Source organism: Demequina pilifera (genome assembly GCF_048814985.1).
GTDB lineage: Bacteria > Actinomycetota > Actinomycetes > Actinomycetales > Demequinaceae > Demequina.
The window spans coordinates 1-16285 of record NZ_JBMDTW010000001.1 but is presented as its reverse complement, the minus strand read 5'-3'; the positions used below and the strand labels follow the sequence as shown (position 1 = coordinate 16285).

Annotated in this window: 11 protein-coding genes; all 11 read left to right on the top strand. The window is 67.9% G+C overall.

The features are described from left to right. The first annotated feature begins 33 nt into the window (after positions 1 to 33). The gene (locus tag ACNI14_RS00055; protein ID WP_420517878.1) at positions 34 to 1536 is read left to right on the top strand and encodes a DAK2 domain-containing protein; all 1503 of its coding nucleotides are present in this window, start codon (positions 34 to 36) and stop codon (positions 1534 to 1536) included. After that, on the top strand, positions 1533 to 3806 hold the full coding sequence (locus ACNI14_RS00050; RefSeq protein ID WP_420517877.1) for an ATP-dependent DNA helicase RecG: 2274 nt from the start codon (positions 1533 to 1535) through the stop codon (positions 3804 to 3806). The genes ACNI14_RS00055 and ACNI14_RS00050 overlap by 4 nt, the downstream gene beginning before the upstream one ends. A 63-nt stretch (positions 3807 to 3869) precedes the next feature. Beyond that, positions 3870 to 4430: a 16S rRNA (guanine(966)-N(2))-methyltransferase RsmD gene (gene rsmD, locus ACNI14_RS00045; RefSeq protein WP_420517876.1), complete on the top strand. Its 561-nt coding sequence runs from the start codon at positions 3870 to 3872 to the stop codon at positions 4428 to 4430. Further along, positions 4427 to 4906 (top strand): pantetheine-phosphate adenylyltransferase, encoded by a 480-nt coding sequence (gene coaD / locus ACNI14_RS00040; RefSeq protein ID WP_420517875.1) that lies wholly within the window; start codon positions 4427 to 4429, stop codon positions 4904 to 4906. Before rsmD ends, coaD begins: the two co-directional genes overlap by 4 nt. 119 nt (positions 4907 to 5025) lie before the next feature. Beyond that, on the top strand, positions 5026 to 5577 hold the full coding sequence (locus tag ACNI14_RS00035; protein ID WP_420517874.1) for a YceD family protein: 552 nt from the start codon (positions 5026 to 5028) through the stop codon (positions 5575 to 5577). A 2-nt stretch (positions 5578 to 5579) separates the two neighbouring features. Beyond that, on the top strand, positions 5580 to 5774 hold the full coding sequence (gene rpmF, locus ACNI14_RS00030) for a 50S ribosomal protein L32 (protein WP_062132798.1): 195 nt from the start codon (positions 5580 to 5582) through the stop codon (positions 5772 to 5774). 31 nt (positions 5775 to 5805) lie between these two features. Then, positions 5806 to 6525 (top strand): ribonuclease III, encoded by a 720-nt coding sequence (gene rnc, locus ACNI14_RS00025; protein WP_420517873.1) that lies wholly within the window; start codon positions 5806 to 5808, stop codon positions 6523 to 6525. 51 nt (positions 6526 to 6576) lie between these two features. Beyond that, entirely contained in the window at positions 6577 to 7506 is a 930-nt protein-coding gene (gene mutM, locus ACNI14_RS00020; protein ID WP_420517872.1) for a bifunctional DNA-formamidopyrimidine glycosylase/DNA-(apurinic or apyrimidinic site) lyase, read from the top strand. Positions 7507 to 7542: 36 nt separating this feature from the next. Beyond that, entirely contained in the window at positions 7543 to 8160 is a 618-nt protein-coding gene (locus ACNI14_RS00015) for a response regulator (RefSeq protein ID WP_420517871.1), read from the top strand. Positions 8161 to 8441: 281 nt separating this feature from the next. Beyond that, entirely contained in the window at positions 8442 to 8693 is a 252-nt protein-coding gene (locus tag ACNI14_RS00010) for a hypothetical protein (protein WP_420517870.1), read from the top strand. A gap of 359 nt (positions 8694 to 9052) precedes the next feature. Continuing rightward, positions 9053 to 16285, top strand: a 7233-nt coding sequence (locus ACNI14_RS00005) for a ThuA domain-containing protein (protein WP_420517869.1), incomplete at its 3' end; no start/stop codon positions are given.

Sequence of the window (16285 nt, the reverse complement as noted above, 5' to 3'; positions counted from 1 at the left end):
GACCGCGCGCCTGCGCGCTGATGGACGGGATGAATGCACGAATCGACGGACGTGAGGCGCTGGCTCGACGCCGGCGCACGCGCCGTCAAGCATGCCCGTGAGCGGCTCGACGCGATCAACGTGTTCCCCGTCGCCGATTCCGACACCGGCACCAATCTGTACCTGACGCTCCACGAAGGCAATCGCGCCGTGGCGAAGCTCCGACCCGACGCCAGCCACCGCGAGGTCGTGGCAGCGTTCGCACGGGGCTCGCTCGTGGGGGCGCGGGGCAACTCGGGAGTGATCCTCTCTCAGTACCTCACCGGTTTTCTCTCCGCGATCGACGAGCACGGCGGGCTCGGCAGCGTCGACGCGCGAGGCATCGCGCAGTCCCTCGATCGCGCGGCCGATGCCGCCTACCGCGCTGTCGGCTCGCCGGTCGAGGGCACCATCCTCACCGTGGCGCGCGCGGCGGCCACGGGCGCGCGGCAGGCGGTGGATGGAGGGGCTGCGCGCGACGCGACCCTCGTCGCCGCTGTGGAGGCGGGGCGCACCGCTCTCTCCCTCACGAACGAACAGCTGCCCCTCGCCAAGGAGGCCGGGGTCGTCGACGCGGGAGCCGCAGGGCTCGTCCTCCAGCTCGAGATGCTGGCCGAGACCTTGGGCGGTCCCGACGTCCTGGCTCCGTTGGACCGGGTGGAGTGGGAGGTCACCGAAGGGGGCGCCACCCGCATCTCCCACGTCCACCACCATCGCGGCGGGACCTACGAGGTGATGTTCGTGGCGTCGTCCAGCGACGATCTCCGCGAGCCGCTCACCCGTGACCTCGAGGCCTTGGGGGACTCGGTCTCCGTCTCGGGCGCGCACGACCTGTGGCAGGCCCATGTCCACACCGACGAGCCCCACCTGGCGGTGGCCCGGGGAATCGAGGCGCGCGCTCGCCAGATCGTGGTCCGCAACGTCCGTGTGGGCCACGACGCCGACCGTGCATCGACCGGCATCGTCGCGCTCACGCAGTGCCCCGGGCTCGCGGAGCCGCTCGCGGATGCGGGTGCGATCGTGCTGGTGGTGCCCGACCCGACCGCCCTCAAGCGGCGCGCGCTGAGACGCGCGGTGCGAGACGCGTCCGGCGTCGACGCTGTGGTCGTCGCGGGTCATCCGGCTTTGCGCGCGGCGGCGGAGGAGCTCGCGCGCAAGCGCCGCAAGCCCGCCCTCACGGTGCTCGACAGTCAGCACGAGGCGCAGGTGATCGCGGCCGTGGCCGCAGCTGCCCTGGTCACGCCCGGCCAGGACCTCGGCGACGAGATGGCCGCGGCGGTGGCCGCCACGACGGTGGGTCAGAGCACGGGCGACGCCCTTGACGACGACGTTGACCGCCTGATCGACGCGTCGACGGAGGTGGTCTCGCTGATCCTCGCCGCAGGAGTCTCCAACGGCGTCGCGGACGCGGCGCGCATGTCCGTGCGCGGAGCTGCTCCCAACGCCGACGTGAACGTGTACCGCGGCGAGCACGCCCACCCCGGGGTGCTGATCGGCGTCGAGCGCGCACCGTCATGAGTGGCGCGACCAGGCTCGCTGAGCCGTTGTCGCGTGTGCTCGGCGCCCGCACGGCGGGTGGACTGAAGAAGCTCGGGCTCGAGACCGTCGAGGACCTGCTGCGCCACTACCCGCGCCGCTACGGCTCCCCGGGCGAGCGCACGGACATGGCCTCCCTCGCGACCGGCGAGCACGTGACGGTCATGGCGGAGGTCCGGTCCACCCAGGTGCGCAGCATGCGCTCCCGGGGAGGCGCCATGCTCGAGGCGATCGTGACGGACGGTCGCGACACCCTTCAGCTCACGTTCTTCGCCAAGCGCGCGGGCGTGCTGCGCATGCACGAGTCCAAGCTGAAGCCCGGCAGCACCGGTCTGTTCACCGGCACAGTGGGGGAGTACCGCGGCAGGCGACAGCTCACGCACCCCGACTACCTCATCGTCGGGGTCGATGCCGCGGACGAGCAGGAGGCCGTGATCGAGGCCTCCCGCCCCATCCCGATCTACCCGGCCGCGGCCGCGGTCCCCACGTGGCGCATCGGCCGCTCGGTGCGCACCGTGCTGGATCCGCTGACCGAGGAGGACGTGCCCGATCCGATCCCCGCGGAGGTGCGAGACGAGCGCTCCCTTCCCAGCCTGCTCGAGGCGCTTCGAGCCGTGCATGTGCCCGATTCCGTCGTGGCCTGGCAGCGCGGGCGCGATCGGCTGCGGTTCGAGGAGGCGCTGGTGCTGCAGACCGCTCTCGCGCGGCGCAGGGCCGCGAGAGAGCAGCTCGCGGCGACGCCGCGTCCGGCGCGCGACGACGGCCTGGTGAGCGCGTTGGACGCGCGCCTGCCGTTCGCTCTCACCTCTGCTCAGGACGCCGTGGGTCAGGAGATCTCGCGTTCGCTGACCGGCACCATTCCGATGATGCGGCTGCTCCAGGGGGATGTGGGGGCAGGCAAGACCGTGGTCGCGCTGCGCGCGATGCTGCAGGTGGTGGATGCAGGTGGGCAGGCGGCCCTCTTGGCGCCCACCGAGGTGCTCGCCGCCCAGCACATGCGCAGCCTCGAGCAGTTGCTGGGGCCGCTTGGTCACGGCGGGATGCTCGGTGGCGACGAACGCGCCACGCGCGTCACGCTCCTCACGGGCTCGCAGGGCTCGAAGGCCAGGCGCCAGGCGCTCGGCGAGGCCGCATCGGGGGCCGCCGGCATCGTGGTCGGCACTCACGCGCTGCTCAGCGAGGGAGTCCAGTTCGCGGATCTCGGGCTCGTCGTCGTGGACGAGCAGCACCGGTTCGGCGTCGAGCAGCGGGACGCCCTGCGCGCGCGCGGAGAGCGACCGCCTCACATGCTCGTGATGACCGCCACCCCGATTCCCCGCACGGTCGCGATGACGGTGTTCGGCGACCTCGAGACGTCGACGCTCGGGGAACGCCCTCCCGGCCGCGCCGAGACCGTGACGCATGTGGTGCCGGCGGACAACGAGGCGTGGCTCGCGCGCACCTGGCAGCGGGTGCGAGAAGAGGTCGACCAGGGCAGGCGGGTGTACGTGGTGTGCCCGCGCATCGACCCCGACGAGCCGGGTCCCGAGCCGGAGGCCGCGCTCGCGGGGGCCGGGGGAGACCCTGGCGCCGATGCTCCCGGCGACGAGCAGCCGATCCTCGAGTGGGAGGGGGACGGGGCCCAGAGGCCGGCCGTGCCCATGGCCTCCGTCGCCGAGACTGCCGCGATGCTGGCGGAGCGTCCCGAATTGGTGGGCGTGCGCATCGGCCGCATGCACGGCCGGTTGGCCGCCGAGGCCAAGGACGCCGCAATGGCGGCCTTCGCCGCGGGAGAGGCGCCGGTGATGGTGTCCACCACCGTGATCGAGGTGGGCGTGGACGTCGCCGAGGCCACCGTGATGATCGTGCTCGACGCCGAGCGCTTTGGCCTGTCCCAGCTGCACCAGCTGCGCGGTCGCGTGGGACGCAGCACGCTCCCGGGCCTGTGCCTCCTGGTGACGAGGGCCGAGCCGGGATCGCTCTCTCGCGAACGCCTCGACGCGCTCGCGGCCACGACCGACGGCTTCGAGCTCGCCGAGAAGGACCTCGAGCTGCGCCGCGAGGGCGACGTGCTGGGGGCGGCGCAGTCGGGCGGTCGCAACTCGCTCCGACTGCTGCGCGTCGTGAAGGACGCCGATCTCATCGACCTGGCGCGCGGGATCGCGCGGCGGCTGGTCGCCGCCGACCCTGAGCTGGCAGGGGCGCCGGCACTCGCATCGGCGATCGATGCGTGGCTCGGCCCCGAGCGCGAGGACTACCTGGAGCGCGGCTGACCGGACCCGCTCGTGGTCCGCACGTGTCCGTGCGTTCCCGACTGCGGGTCATAGAGTGTCCGCGTGACTCGCATCATCGCCGGAGACCTCGGGGGGCGCCGCATCGCCGTGCCCCCGCGCGGCACCCGACCCACCACCGATCGCGTCCGCGAGGCGCTGTTCTCGCGCCTGGATCATCAGGACGCGATGCACGGCGCGCGGGTGCTCGATCTGTACGCCGGTTCGGGTGCGCTGGGGCTCGAGGCGATCAGCCGCGGTGCGTCCGCGGCGACGTTCGTCGAGGCGGCCTCCTCTGCGGCGCGGGTGATCCAGGCGAATGCCCGCGATCTCGGCATCGGCGACCGTGCGCGCGTGGTCAAGGAGAAGGCACTGCCGTTCCTCACTCGCACCACCGACGAGTGGGACCTCGTGCTGCTCGACCCTCCGTACGACATCCCGCTCGCGGACCTGACCGCCGTGCTCGGCGCGCTCACGCCGCGCCTGGCGGCCGATGCGGTGGTGGTCCTGGAATGGACCAGCAGGGCTCCGCGCCTCGAGTGGCCACGCGGGCTCGAGGTCGAGCGGGAGCGGGACTACGGGGAGACCCGGGTGCACTGGGCTCGCTGGGGTAGCGTCGAGGCATGACGCTCGCGGTCCTGCCAGGCACCTATGACCCCATCACCCTGGGGCACGTCGACATCGCGGCGCGTGCCGCCACGCTCTTCGACGAGGTGGTGATCGGCATCGCCCACAACTCGACCAAGACCCCGCTGCTCGACGTCGAGACCCGCGCAGGCCTCGCTCGAGAGGCGACCGCGCACCTCGAGGGTGTGCGTGTCGAGGTCATCGAAGGGCTGTTGGTGCACTTCTGCGAGCAGGTGGGTGCGACGGCGATCGTGAAGGGACTGCGGGGTGGAGCCGACTACGACGTCGAGCGCCCCATGGCGCTCATGAACCGCTCACTCACCGGCGTCGAGACCGTCTTCCTGACCGGGGACAACGCGCTCAGCCACATCGCGTCGTCGCTGGTACGAGACGTCGCGCGGCATGGCGGCGACATCGACGCGTACGTGCCCGCCGGTGTCGGCGCAGCGGTCCGAGCAGCGCTCGAGACCCACTAGCTTCGGACCAGAGGCACCCGTGTTGAGAGACCTCCCCGGGATCACGTAGGATAGTGCGCCGGTCCTGCCGAACGAGCACGGGCCGGGGTCCACTAGGACCGGAAGGATGGGAGGCGCGGATGTCGCACCGCCCAGACAGCTCTCCGTATCGGTTCCTCATCAGGGATTTCGCGCGGAGCCCGGGCGCCCAGCGCACGGTCAGCGAGACCTTTCCGGCCCCCGCGGTCCTCGGCACAGTGATGGTCGGCGTGCCGGAGGGTGCGGAGATCAGGCTCGACGCGAGCCTGGAAGCCGTGTCCGAAGGAATCTGGGTCTCCGGAACCGTCGCCGCTGAAGCGGTCGGCGAGTGCGGACGATGCCTGGACGAGGTGCGATTCGACGTCGCCGCCCCGGTCCAAGGGTTGTTCGTGTTCGACCAATCCCAGGTGGGTGACGAGGAAGGTGAGTCGGAGGACGTCTTCGAGTTCGACGGGGAGACCCTGGACCTCGAAGAGGTGGTGCGGGACGCGGTGGTGTTGCAGCTGCCGTTCACCCCGCTGTGCCGGCCGGATTGCCCGGGGCTGTGCGACCAATGTGGCGCTAGGCTCGAGGACGATCCAGACCACGCCCACGAAGTGATCGACCCGAGGTGGTCGGCGCTCACAAGTTTGACTGAACAGGAAGAGAGTTAACCGTGGCAGTTCCGAAGCGCAAGATGTCGCGTTCGAACACGCGTGCACGTCGCTCCCAGTGGAAGACCACTGCTGCGAACCTCACCGCGTGCCCGGCGTGCAAGGGTGCGAAGCTCGCACACGCAGCATGCCCCACGTGCGGCGCCTACAACGGCCGCCAGTACTCCGAGGCGCTCCGCACCGAGCACGGGGCCTGATCGGGCCTCGCCGCACGTGCGAGGCGAGCAGGTGAGCATTCCGGGGCAGGCTGCGGCCAATGCCCTGGCCGAGCGGTTGGGTGTCGTCGTCGAACCCGAACTGCTCGTTCTCGCGCTCACGCACCGGTCGTTCGCGTACGAGGCGGGCGGACTGCCCACCAACGAGCGCCTCGAGTTCCTCGGGGATGCGGTGCTTGGCGTGGTCGTCACCGACCGTCTGTACCGCGATCACCCCGACCTCCCCGAGGGCGAGCTCGCCAAGATGCGCGCGGGCACCGTCTCTCAGCGCGCCCTGGCGAAGGTGGCTCGCGAACTCGAGCTTGGCCCGTGCGTGCTGCTCGGCAAGGGCGAGACCGCCACGGGCGGAGCCGACAAGGATTCGATCCTGTGCGACTCTCTCGAGGCCGTGTTCGGCGCGGTCTATCTCACTCACGGCATCGAGAAGTCTCGCGAGGTGATCCTGCGGCTCGTGGGACCCACCATGATCGCGGCGGCCTCGTCCGGGGTCGCCCTGGATTGGAAGACCTCGCTGCAGGAGGCATGCGCGCAGCGCGGCCTGGGAGTGCCCGTGTACTCCGCAGAGGGCTCCGGCCCCGATCACTCCCGCACCTTCACGGCCACCGTGACCGTCGACGGCGACGTGCGCGGCACCGGCACCGGCAGTGCGAAGAAGCACGCGGAGCAGGAGGCCGCAGAGCGCGCGTATGCGTCGATCGTCGCGGACGATCCGGCCTCGGCCACGCTGTCCTGACCCTCGTACTCGTCGCGACGCGCGCCTCATGACCTTGCCTGAGCACTGACGATGCCCGAACTCCCCGAAGTCGAGACCGTCCGTGCGGGCCTGGCGCCGGTCATCACGGGCGCCGACATCCGGGCGGTCGACATCCGCCGCGACAGCTGCGTGCGCCTGCTGCCGGGCGGGCCGGCCGAGTTCGCGGGTCTCGCGACAGATGCGCGGGTCGCCGCCGTCGTGCGGCGCGGAAAGTTCCTGTGGCTGCCTCTCACTCATGCGGGCGATCGTGAGCCGGACGAGGCGCTGTCGGCGCACCTGGGCATGTCCGGGCAGTTCCGAGTCCACCTCGGGCCCTGGGACGAGGCCCCCGACCCCCATCCGCACTGCCGTGCGCGGCTGCGGCTCGACCGCGGCGGCACGGCCCTCACTCTCGACTTCCTGGACCAGCGCACCTTCGGCTACCTGCACATCGAGCCTTTGGAGCCCACGGCCGATGCGCGGGCCGGGGGACAGGGTTCGGCCCTCGCGTCGGTCCCGGGATCGGTGGCGCACATCGGCCGCGACGCGCTCGACCCGCACCTTGACGAGCGTGCGGTGGCACGGGCGTGGAGGCGAGGCGCCCGCGGGATCAAGCAGGTGCTGCTGGACCAGACCCTGGTGAGCGGGATCGGCAACATCTATGCCGATGAGGCGCTGTGGCTCGCGCGCATCCATCCCGAGCGGCCCGCATCGGCCGTCTCGGCGCCACAGGCACGCGCCCTGCTGGACGCGGCGCGGGCGGTGATGGGCCGCGCGCTGGCGCAGGGCGGCACCAGCTTCGACGCGCTCTATGTCAACGTCAACGGTGAGTCCGGCTACTTCTCCCGATCGCTCGAGGCGTACGGACGCGCGGGCGAGCCGTGCGCGAGATGCGGCTCGATCATCCGCCGAGAGAGCATCGGCGGCCGGTCCACTCACTGGTGCGCGCGCTGCCAGCGTCGCTACGCCGCGCGCGGCTGAGGGAGACGGAGCGAGCATCGGGCTACGATGCGGGGTATGTCTGATGTGAGAGTGCTCGTGCTGGATGACCACGAGGTCGTGCGACGAGGGATCTGCGACATCCTCGACCGCGCCGACGGGATCGAGGTGGTGGCGGAGGCCGCCAACGTCGCGCAGGCGATCCGCCGCGTGGACGCGACCCGCCCCGACGTGGTGCTGTCCGACCTGCGCCTGCCTGACGGCACCGGGCTGGACGTCATCGCGCACGTGCGGGCGACTCATCCCGACACGCACATCGTCGTGCTCACCAGCTACGACGATGACGACGCCAAGGCCGCCGCCCGCACTGCGGGAGCGGACGCCTTCGTGGCGAAGACCGCGGGTTCGGCCGAGGTGCTCAAGGCCGTGCGGGACGCAGCCTCGGGCCGGGAGCACGGACAGCACATCGATGTGCAGGAGGACGCGGCGATCGCCACGCTCACGCCCACCGAGCGCAAGATCGTGACGGCCGTCGGCGACGGGCTGTCCAACAAGGAGATCGCGGACCAGCTCGGCATCGCAGAGAAGACCGTGAAGAACCATGTGACGAGCATCCTCGCCAAGATGGGCCTCCAGCGGCGCACGCAGGTGGTCGCATGGGCGACCCAGCGCCGCGCGCAGTCCTTCCGCCGCTGACTCGGCCGCAGCCGGTCTGAACCGCGCGTGTGCGCGACTGCGGTCTACTTTTGAGTGACGCCTGTCGCTCTTAAGTCGACTCTCGTCAAAACCCTTCCTGCGTTGGCATGAGCGGACCCTCGGTGATGTCCGGCGCTGGCCGGTTCCTGCGCAGGACGGAGAGGGCGCCCCTGCATCCTCGGCGCCCGTCTTGTCCACGACCGAACGTTGGCGGCGCGGGCGCATCCCGACGGGAATCGTGGCCCTCGAATAGATAGTGGCCTTACTTAATTGCTACGCGCTTGCATCGCAACGCAGACGAGCCCACGTGGGAAGTGCCGACTGAGGCTCTGCTGGACGACATCGCCATCGAGAACACGGTTTTCTATGTCGAGACCACGTGGCTCGCGAGCACGGAGGTCACCACGGGCCACGACACCGATGGCGGCGTTCCTCTACCGCTGCACCCACGTGAACACCCCCACATGACCGCCTCGCTTCAACGAGTGACCGGGCAGCGCCGCCCACCCCTTCCGCTCACGGCGGCGGGGTAGCAAGGGGCGCGACGACGGCTTGTGACGCGAGTGCGCTTCGTTCAGTATTGGGCGCTCCAGATGGGCAGAGGAACCCGGCAGAACTCACCGCACATCTGTGCCATACCAGCCGTTTCCGCCATCTTTCGCCGCGTCGACGGCTACTAGTGCGTGGTTTGCGTCGAAAGACTGTCGGGAGGGGGGTCTTTGTGTTGACAATCAACATAAGTCTTCGTAGTGTCGCTATCAGCGTGCCCCAGGACCTAGGTCCCGGTGTGCGCGACCCGAACACCAGCTGAGTCGCGATGTCGCGATGATCGGAAGGAAAGCCCTTGTACAAAGACGTGCATAAGAGCCGCTCTAGGCTCACCGCGGCGGTGATGGGAGCGGCGCTAGCCGGCACCTCACTGCTCGTGGCAGCAGCACCCGCTCAGGCTGAGCCTGTCGGCACAGCCTCCCAAGCTTCGCTATCCGAGGCCCCGAACATCCTGGCGACTGACGTCACCGGGGAACCCGAGTTCTCGGCCCTCCTGTTCACCAAGACGGAAGGCTTCCGTCACGGCAACATCCCCACAGGCATCTCGACCATCGAGCAGATGGGCCTCGACAATGGGTTCACCGTGGATGCCACCGAGGACGCCACGGCCTTCACCGAGGAGAACCTCGCCAACTACGACGTCGTCATCTTCTTCTCGACCACCGGCAACGTCCTCAACACTGACCAGGAAGCCGCGTTCGAGACCTACATTCAGAACGGCGGCGGCTTCGCCGGCATCCACGCCGCGAGCGACACCGAATACGACTGGCCGTGGTACGAGGGCCTGGTCGGCGCATACTTCCAGGGCCACCCCCCGGGCACGCCCAACGCGGACGTGATCGTCGAGGACTTCGCTCACCCCTCCACGGAGCACCTCCCCAGCGTGTGGAACCGCACGGACGAGTGGTACTCCTTCACGAGCAACCCCCGTGCGGACGTTCACGTGCTGGCGAGCCTCGATAACGACTCCTACACCGGCGGCACCATGGGTGACGACCACCCGATCGCCTGGTGTCACAACTACGACGGTGGTCGTTCCTGGTACACGGCAGGTGGGCACACGTCCCAGTCCTTCTCTGAGCCGGAGTTCACTACGCACGTGCTCGAGGGCATCCGCACCGCGGCGGGCGTCATCCAGTCCGACTGCAACGCCTCGGACAGCGACGCGTACGAGCTCGTGGCTCTCGACGAGGACACTCGCAACCCGATGTCGCTGAACGTGACTGAGGACGGGACGGTGTTCTACCTCGAGCGCAACGGCGAGCTCCTGCGCATCGACCCCGACACCCAGCAGGTCTCGACGGCCATGAACCTCAACGTGACGAACGGCAACGAGGACGGACTCCTGGGAATGGCCCTGGACCCGGACTTCGAGACCAACTATCACGCGTTCATCTACTGGTCTCCCGCGACGGTGTCACCAGAGGACGGACCGCACAACCGCATCTCGCGCTTCACGTACGACCCGTCCTCGGGCACCTTCGATCCTTCCAGCGAGGTCCTGGTCCTGAAGGTCGAGACCCAGCGCGATGAGTGCTGCCACGCGGGTGGAGACATGGTCTTCGACAACGACGGCAACCTGATCCTCGCCACCGGCGACAACGTCAACCCGTTCGATTCGAGCGGCTACACGCCGATCGACGAGCGTGCTGGCCGTTCCTCGTGGGACGCCCAGGGCACCTCGGGCAACACCAATAACCTGCGCGGCAAGATCGTGCGCATCACGCCTCAGCCCGATGGCTCCTACACGGTTCCCGACGGCAACCTCTTCGAGGAGGGCGTCGACCTGACGCGCCCGGAGATCTATGCCATGGGCTTCCGCAACCCGTTCCGCATCGGGCTCGACCCCCACACCGGCAACCTGCTGGTGGCGGACTACGGGCCCGACGCTGGTAGCGCCAGCAGCACTCGCGGTCCTGCCGCGACGACCGAGTGGAACATCGTCGACGAGCCGGGCAACTACGGCTGGCCGTTCTGCCACGGAGTCAAGTGCTACAACGACTACAACTTCGCCAATGGCGCTTCGGGCGACCCGTTCGACCCCAACGCGCTCGTGAACGACAGCCCGAACAACACCGGTCTGACGAACCTCCCGCCAGTCATCTGGCCCGAGTACTACGGTGAGCGCGGTGCTCAGGACAACCCGTGGCCCATCGTCGGTGGCAACGGCTACACCGGTGCACCCATGGGTGGCCCTGCCTACGACTACGACCCGGACCTCGTCTCCGAGACGAAGTTCCCGGAGTACTGGGACGGCAAGGCGTTCCTCGGAGACTGGAACGCCGGCGACGCCTTCGCGATCACCATGAACGAGTCGCGTGAGGACATCACCAAGATCACCCCGCTGCTGCCTGGTCTGATCTCGGACAACGCCAGTTTCAACCAGGTCATGGACGCCACGTGGGGCCCGGAAGGCTCGCTGTACGTCATCGACTGGGGAACCGGCTACGGCACCAACAACCCGGACTCCGGCGTCTACCGCATCGACTACGTCGAGGGCAACCCCTCGCCGATCGCGCGGGCAGCAGCCGATGTCACCAGCGGTGCGGGCGACGAGCTCACGGTGAACTTCTCCTCCGAGGGAACGCGTCACCCGGGCTTCCTCGACTACACGCTGGAGTGGAACTTCGGTGATGGAAACACCAGCACCGAGGACAACCCGACTCACACCTACACCGCGATGGGCGAATACACCGCGCAGCTCACGGTGACGGATGTGAACGGCCTCACCGGCGTCTCGAACGTCACCATCGTGGTCGGCAACGCCGCTCCCACCGTGGAGATCGTCTTCCCCGAACAGGGAGGATTCTTCAACTGGGGCGATCAGATCGACTACGAGGTCATCATCGATGACCCGGACGCCACCGGCGAGATCAACTGCGACAACGTCAACGTGCTTCCGGCACTGGGACACGCCTCGCACCAGCACCCGTCGGGTGCGCTCAGCGGCTGCACGGGAGTCATTCCCACGCAGCGCGATGAGGGTCACGGCATCACGGAGAACATCTTCTGGACCGTGGACGTGTCATTCACCGACGACGGTGGCGCAGTCGAGGTTCCCCTGTCGGGTTCCACGACCCACATCCTCAACCCCAAGCGCATGGAGGCGGAGTTCTTCGACGCCACCGGCGCGCTGACGGACGACTACCCCTCGAACGATGGTCAGGGCGTCCAGGTAGAGGACAACTCGGACCTCGACCAGGGACAGAACCTGTCCTTCGTCGAGCCCGGCGACTGGTGGTCATACGACCCGATCAACTTCAAGGGCATCGACGGTGTGAGTGCACGCCTCGCGTCTCCTGAGGGTGGCGCTGGTTCGATGACCATGCACTGGGGTGCACCTGACGGACCCGAGCTCGGTGAGATCGTCTTCACGGAGACCGGCGACTGGCAGGCCTACGAGGACTTCGAGGTCGCTCTGACGGGACTCCCGACCGAGTCGGGGAGCCTGTACTTCGTTCACCGCGAGGGCCAGGTCAACGTCAACTACTTCGAGTGGCTCGGCGACGGCGTGGACGGCAACTCCGTTCCCGTCATCGACTTCGAGGTCGACACCGTGTCGGGGATCGCTCCTCTCACGGTGAACGCCACTGCTTCGGCGGTCGACCCCGAGGGCACCGACGTCACGCTCGAGTGGGACCAGGGAACTGGCAACGGTTTCGTGTCCGGTACCGGGTCCGAGCAGTTCGTCTACGACACGCCCGGCAGCTACCTGCTGCGTGTGCGTGCCACGGACGCGACCGGCGTGGCCGGTGAAGAGTATGTCCAGATCACCGTCTCGCAGGAGGTTGCTCTCTGCTTCGATGGACGGTCGGACGACTTCACTGGCGACCAGCTCGACACTGAGCGCTGGAACGCTTCGGTCCGCCTCAACCAGGAAGTGAGTGTCGTGGACGGCCACTTGGTCATCCCCGCCTCGCTCACCGACATCTACCAGGACAGCAACGACACGCCCAACATCGTCCTCCAGGACCTGCCCGCAGGCTCCTGGCAGGCCACGACGAAGGTGACGATCCCCGCTCGCGCGCAGTACCAGCAGGCAGGGCTCGTGGTCTATGGCGATGACGACAACTACACCAAGATGGTGGTCCAGGCTCGTGACGAGAGCGCGGCCGGTCGTATCTTCCAGCTTGCCAACGAGGTTGACGGCTCTGCCACGGAAGACAACACCGGAGCACTCGGCGACGAGTACCCGGACACCGTTTGGGTCCGTCTCACCAGCGATGGCTCGTCCATCAACGGCTCCTACTCGGACGATGGTCAGAACTTCACTGACATGCCCGAGACGTTCTCGATCGCGGACCTCCAGGATCCCCGCATCGGCCTGCTTGCGCTTGCCAGCGCCGGCTCGCCCGCTGCAGAGATCGACGCGGAGTTCGACTGGTTCCACTTCACGCCCGACGACACGTCGGCCGCGGGTGAGCCGAACGACGAGTTCGACGGCACGGCTCTCGATGCGTGCCGCTGGACCGTGTACAACGAGGACCCGGACGCCTACCGGGTGACCGGCGGTCAGTTGGAGATCGATCCTGCTGCCGGCGACATGTACCAGGACGGCACCGGTGTCACGAACTTCGTGATGCAGGACGTTGCGGGTGACTGGACGGTGGAGACCAAGGTTGACACGTCGGAGCTGGAGCACCAGTACCAGCAGGGCGGCTTGCTCGCCTTCGCCGACGAGGACAACTACGTCAAGGTCGACCTGGTGGCCACCAACGCTGTTGGTGGTACCAAGAACACCGGTATCGAGATCCTGAGCGAGATCGATGGTTCCGTGACAGCAGGGGCTTCGCAGTTGCCCGCTCCTGCAAACGGCATCGTCTGGCTGCGTATGTCCAAGGAGGGCGACGTCATCACTGGCGCCGTCAGCTCCGACGGAGAGACGTGGACCGACTTCCCCGATCAGATGACCAACCCCGGTGCAGCTGCCGGCCAGGTCGGTGTGTTCGCGCTCGGGACCAACAACCAGACGGTGACGCCTACCGTCCGCTTCGACTACTTCCGAGTGGTCGGGGATGACGTGGTGGATCCGATTGTGCTGGACGTCGAGGTGTCGCCTGCGGCGCCGAACGGCGATAACGACTGGTACACCTCTGATGTGACGGTGGAAGCCTCCGTCACCGGCGGCGGCGCGTCCACCGTCTACCGCGAGTACCGGGTCGACGGCGGCGACTGGAGCGAGTACACCGCTCCTGTCGTGGTTTCGACGGACGGGGAGCACACGGTTGACGTGCGCGCCTCCGGCTCCGGGGCTGCAGAGGTCACGGAGTCCGTGTCGTTCAAGATCGACGCCACGGTTCCGACGGTTGACATCGACACCGATCTCTCGGCCGACCCCCGCACCCTCGTGGTGATGGGCGAGGACGACGAGAGCGGTGTGGCCACTCTCGAGTACCGCATCGATGGTGGTCCGTGGGAGGAGTACACGACTCAGGTCGAGCTCTCCGACAACGAGCAGACCATCAGGGCGCGGGCCATCGACGCTGCGGGCAACGTGTCCGCGACGGCGAACGCCTTCGTCCCGGAGCTCGGTGACATGGTGTTCACGGATGTCGACAATTCCCTGGAGCACTACGAGTCGATCATGTGGCTCGCGAGCCAGGGCATCACGAAGGGTTGGACTACCGAGTCGGGCACTGAGTTCCGTCCGTTCAACTCGATCACGCGTGATGCGATGGCGGCGTTCCTGTACCGCTACGCCGGTGAGCCGGACGTCACGCTTCCTGCGCAGTCTCCGTTCGTGGACATCACGCCCACGAACACGGAGTTCTACAAGGAGATCGTGTGGCTGGCTCAGGAGGGCATCTCCACTGGGTGGACGGTGAACGGCGAGCAGCAGTTCCGTCCGTTCGAGCCGATCACTCGTGACGCGATTGCAGCGTTCTTGTACCGCTTCGCGGGCGAGCCCGAGTGGACCGACCCGGTCGAGTCTCCGTTCTCTGACATCACGTCGGAGAACACGGAGTTCTACACCGAGATCACGTGGCTCGAGTCCACGGGTATCACCGAGGGATGGGTGGACAACGGCGTTGCCGAGTTCCGTCCGTTCAACAAGACCACCCGTGACGCGTTCGCCGCGTTCCTCAACCGGTACAACCAGCAGTTCGGACCCGTGGACGAGGTGGACCCGCTCGAGCTGAGCGTCTCCGTCTCGCCCGCCACCCCGGACGGCGACGCGGACTGGTACACGTCGGCGGTGACGGTGGATGCCACCGTCACCGGCGGCGGGGAGGCCGGCAACGAGCTGGAGATCAGCATCGATGGCGGCGAGTGGAGTGCCTTCACTGCACCCGTCGAGGTGTCCGAGGATGGTGAGCACACCGCTGAGGTGCGCGCGTCCAACCCTGACACCGCCACCGTGACCGAGTCCGTGTCGTTCAAGATCGACGGCACGGACCCCACGGCCAGCATCGACACTGAGCTCTCGTCCCAGCCCCGCACCTTCACGGTGTCGGGCGTGGACGAGGCCAGTGGCGTGGCCCTGCTCGAGTACCAGCTCGACGGAGGTGCGTGGACGGAGTTCACGGCTGACGTCGAGCTCTCCAACGACGCTCAGACCATCACGGCACGTGCGATCGACGCCGCGGGCAACCAGTCCGCGGCGGCGACCGCCGATGTCCCTGAGTACGAGGAGGTCGTGTGCGACCCGGTCGTATCGCGGGATGACGAGTTCGAGGGCGATGCCCTGGACAAGTGCCTGTGGACCGTGATCAACGAGGACGAGTCCGCCTACCGGGTCACCGGTGGCAACCTCGAGATCGACACGTCTTCTGCGGACATCTACGAGGGAGGCTCCGGCGTCACGAACTTCGTGGTGCAGGACCTGCCTGGTGACTGGACCGTGGAGACGTCGGTGGACGTCTCGACCCTGGATCGCCAGTACCAGCAGGCCGGACTGATCGCGTTGGCCGACGATGACAACTACGTCAAGGTCGACTTCCTCGCGACTAACGAGGCCGGCAACGCAGTGGACACCAACCTCGAGATGCGCAGCGAGATCGACGGCGAGGTTCAGCAGCCTCAGCCGAACATCGATGCAGTTCCCGAGGACGGCATCATCTGGTTCCAGCTGTCGAAGACTGGTGACGTGTTCACGAGCTCGTACAGCCTTGATGGTGAGACCTGGGTTCCGTTCGGCGAGGAGTTCACCAATGCGGCTGCGGCCGCAGGTCAGGTGGGCGTCTACTCTCTCGGCCACCCCAACCAGGGTGACGAGTCCAGGACGGTGGCGTTCGATTACTTCCGAGTGATCAGCGACGAGCCCGTCTGCGACCCGGTTGTCGGTCTGGACGACGAGTTCAATGGGGACTCGCTGGACAACTGCCGCTGGACTGTTGAGAACGAGGACGCTGACGCGTACCGCGTTGCCAATGGCTTCCTGGAGATCGACCCCGCAGCGGGCGACATCTACCAGGCCGCCACCGGCGCCACGAACTTCGTGGTGCAGGAGCAGTCGGGCGACTGGACCGTGGAGACCATGGTCGACACGTCGGAGCTGGTGCACCAGTACCAGCAGGCGGGCCTGATCGTCCGTGCCGATGACGACAACTACGTCAAGCTCGACTTGGTGGCGACC

Coding starts and splice junctions, on each gene's coding strand:
- ACNI14_RS00055 (WP_420517878.1), top strand. CDS start 34: ATGCACGAATCGACGGACGTGAGGCGCTGGCTCGACGCCGGCGCACGC.
- ACNI14_RS00050 (WP_420517877.1), top strand. CDS start 1,533: ATGAGTGGCGCGACCAGGCTCGCTGAGCCGTTGTCGCGTGTGCTCGGC.
- coaD (WP_420517875.1), top strand. CDS start 4,427: ATGACGCTCGCGGTCCTGCCAGGCACCTATGACCCCATCACCCTGGGG.
- ACNI14_RS00035 (WP_420517874.1), top strand. CDS start 5,026: ATGTCGCACCGCCCAGACAGCTCTCCGTATCGGTTCCTCATCAGGGAT.
- mutM (WP_420517872.1), top strand. CDS start 6,577: ATGCCCGAACTCCCCGAAGTCGAGACCGTCCGTGCGGGCCTGGCGCCG.
- ACNI14_RS00015 (WP_420517871.1), top strand. CDS start 7,543: ATGTCTGATGTGAGAGTGCTCGTGCTGGATGACCACGAGGTCGTGCGA.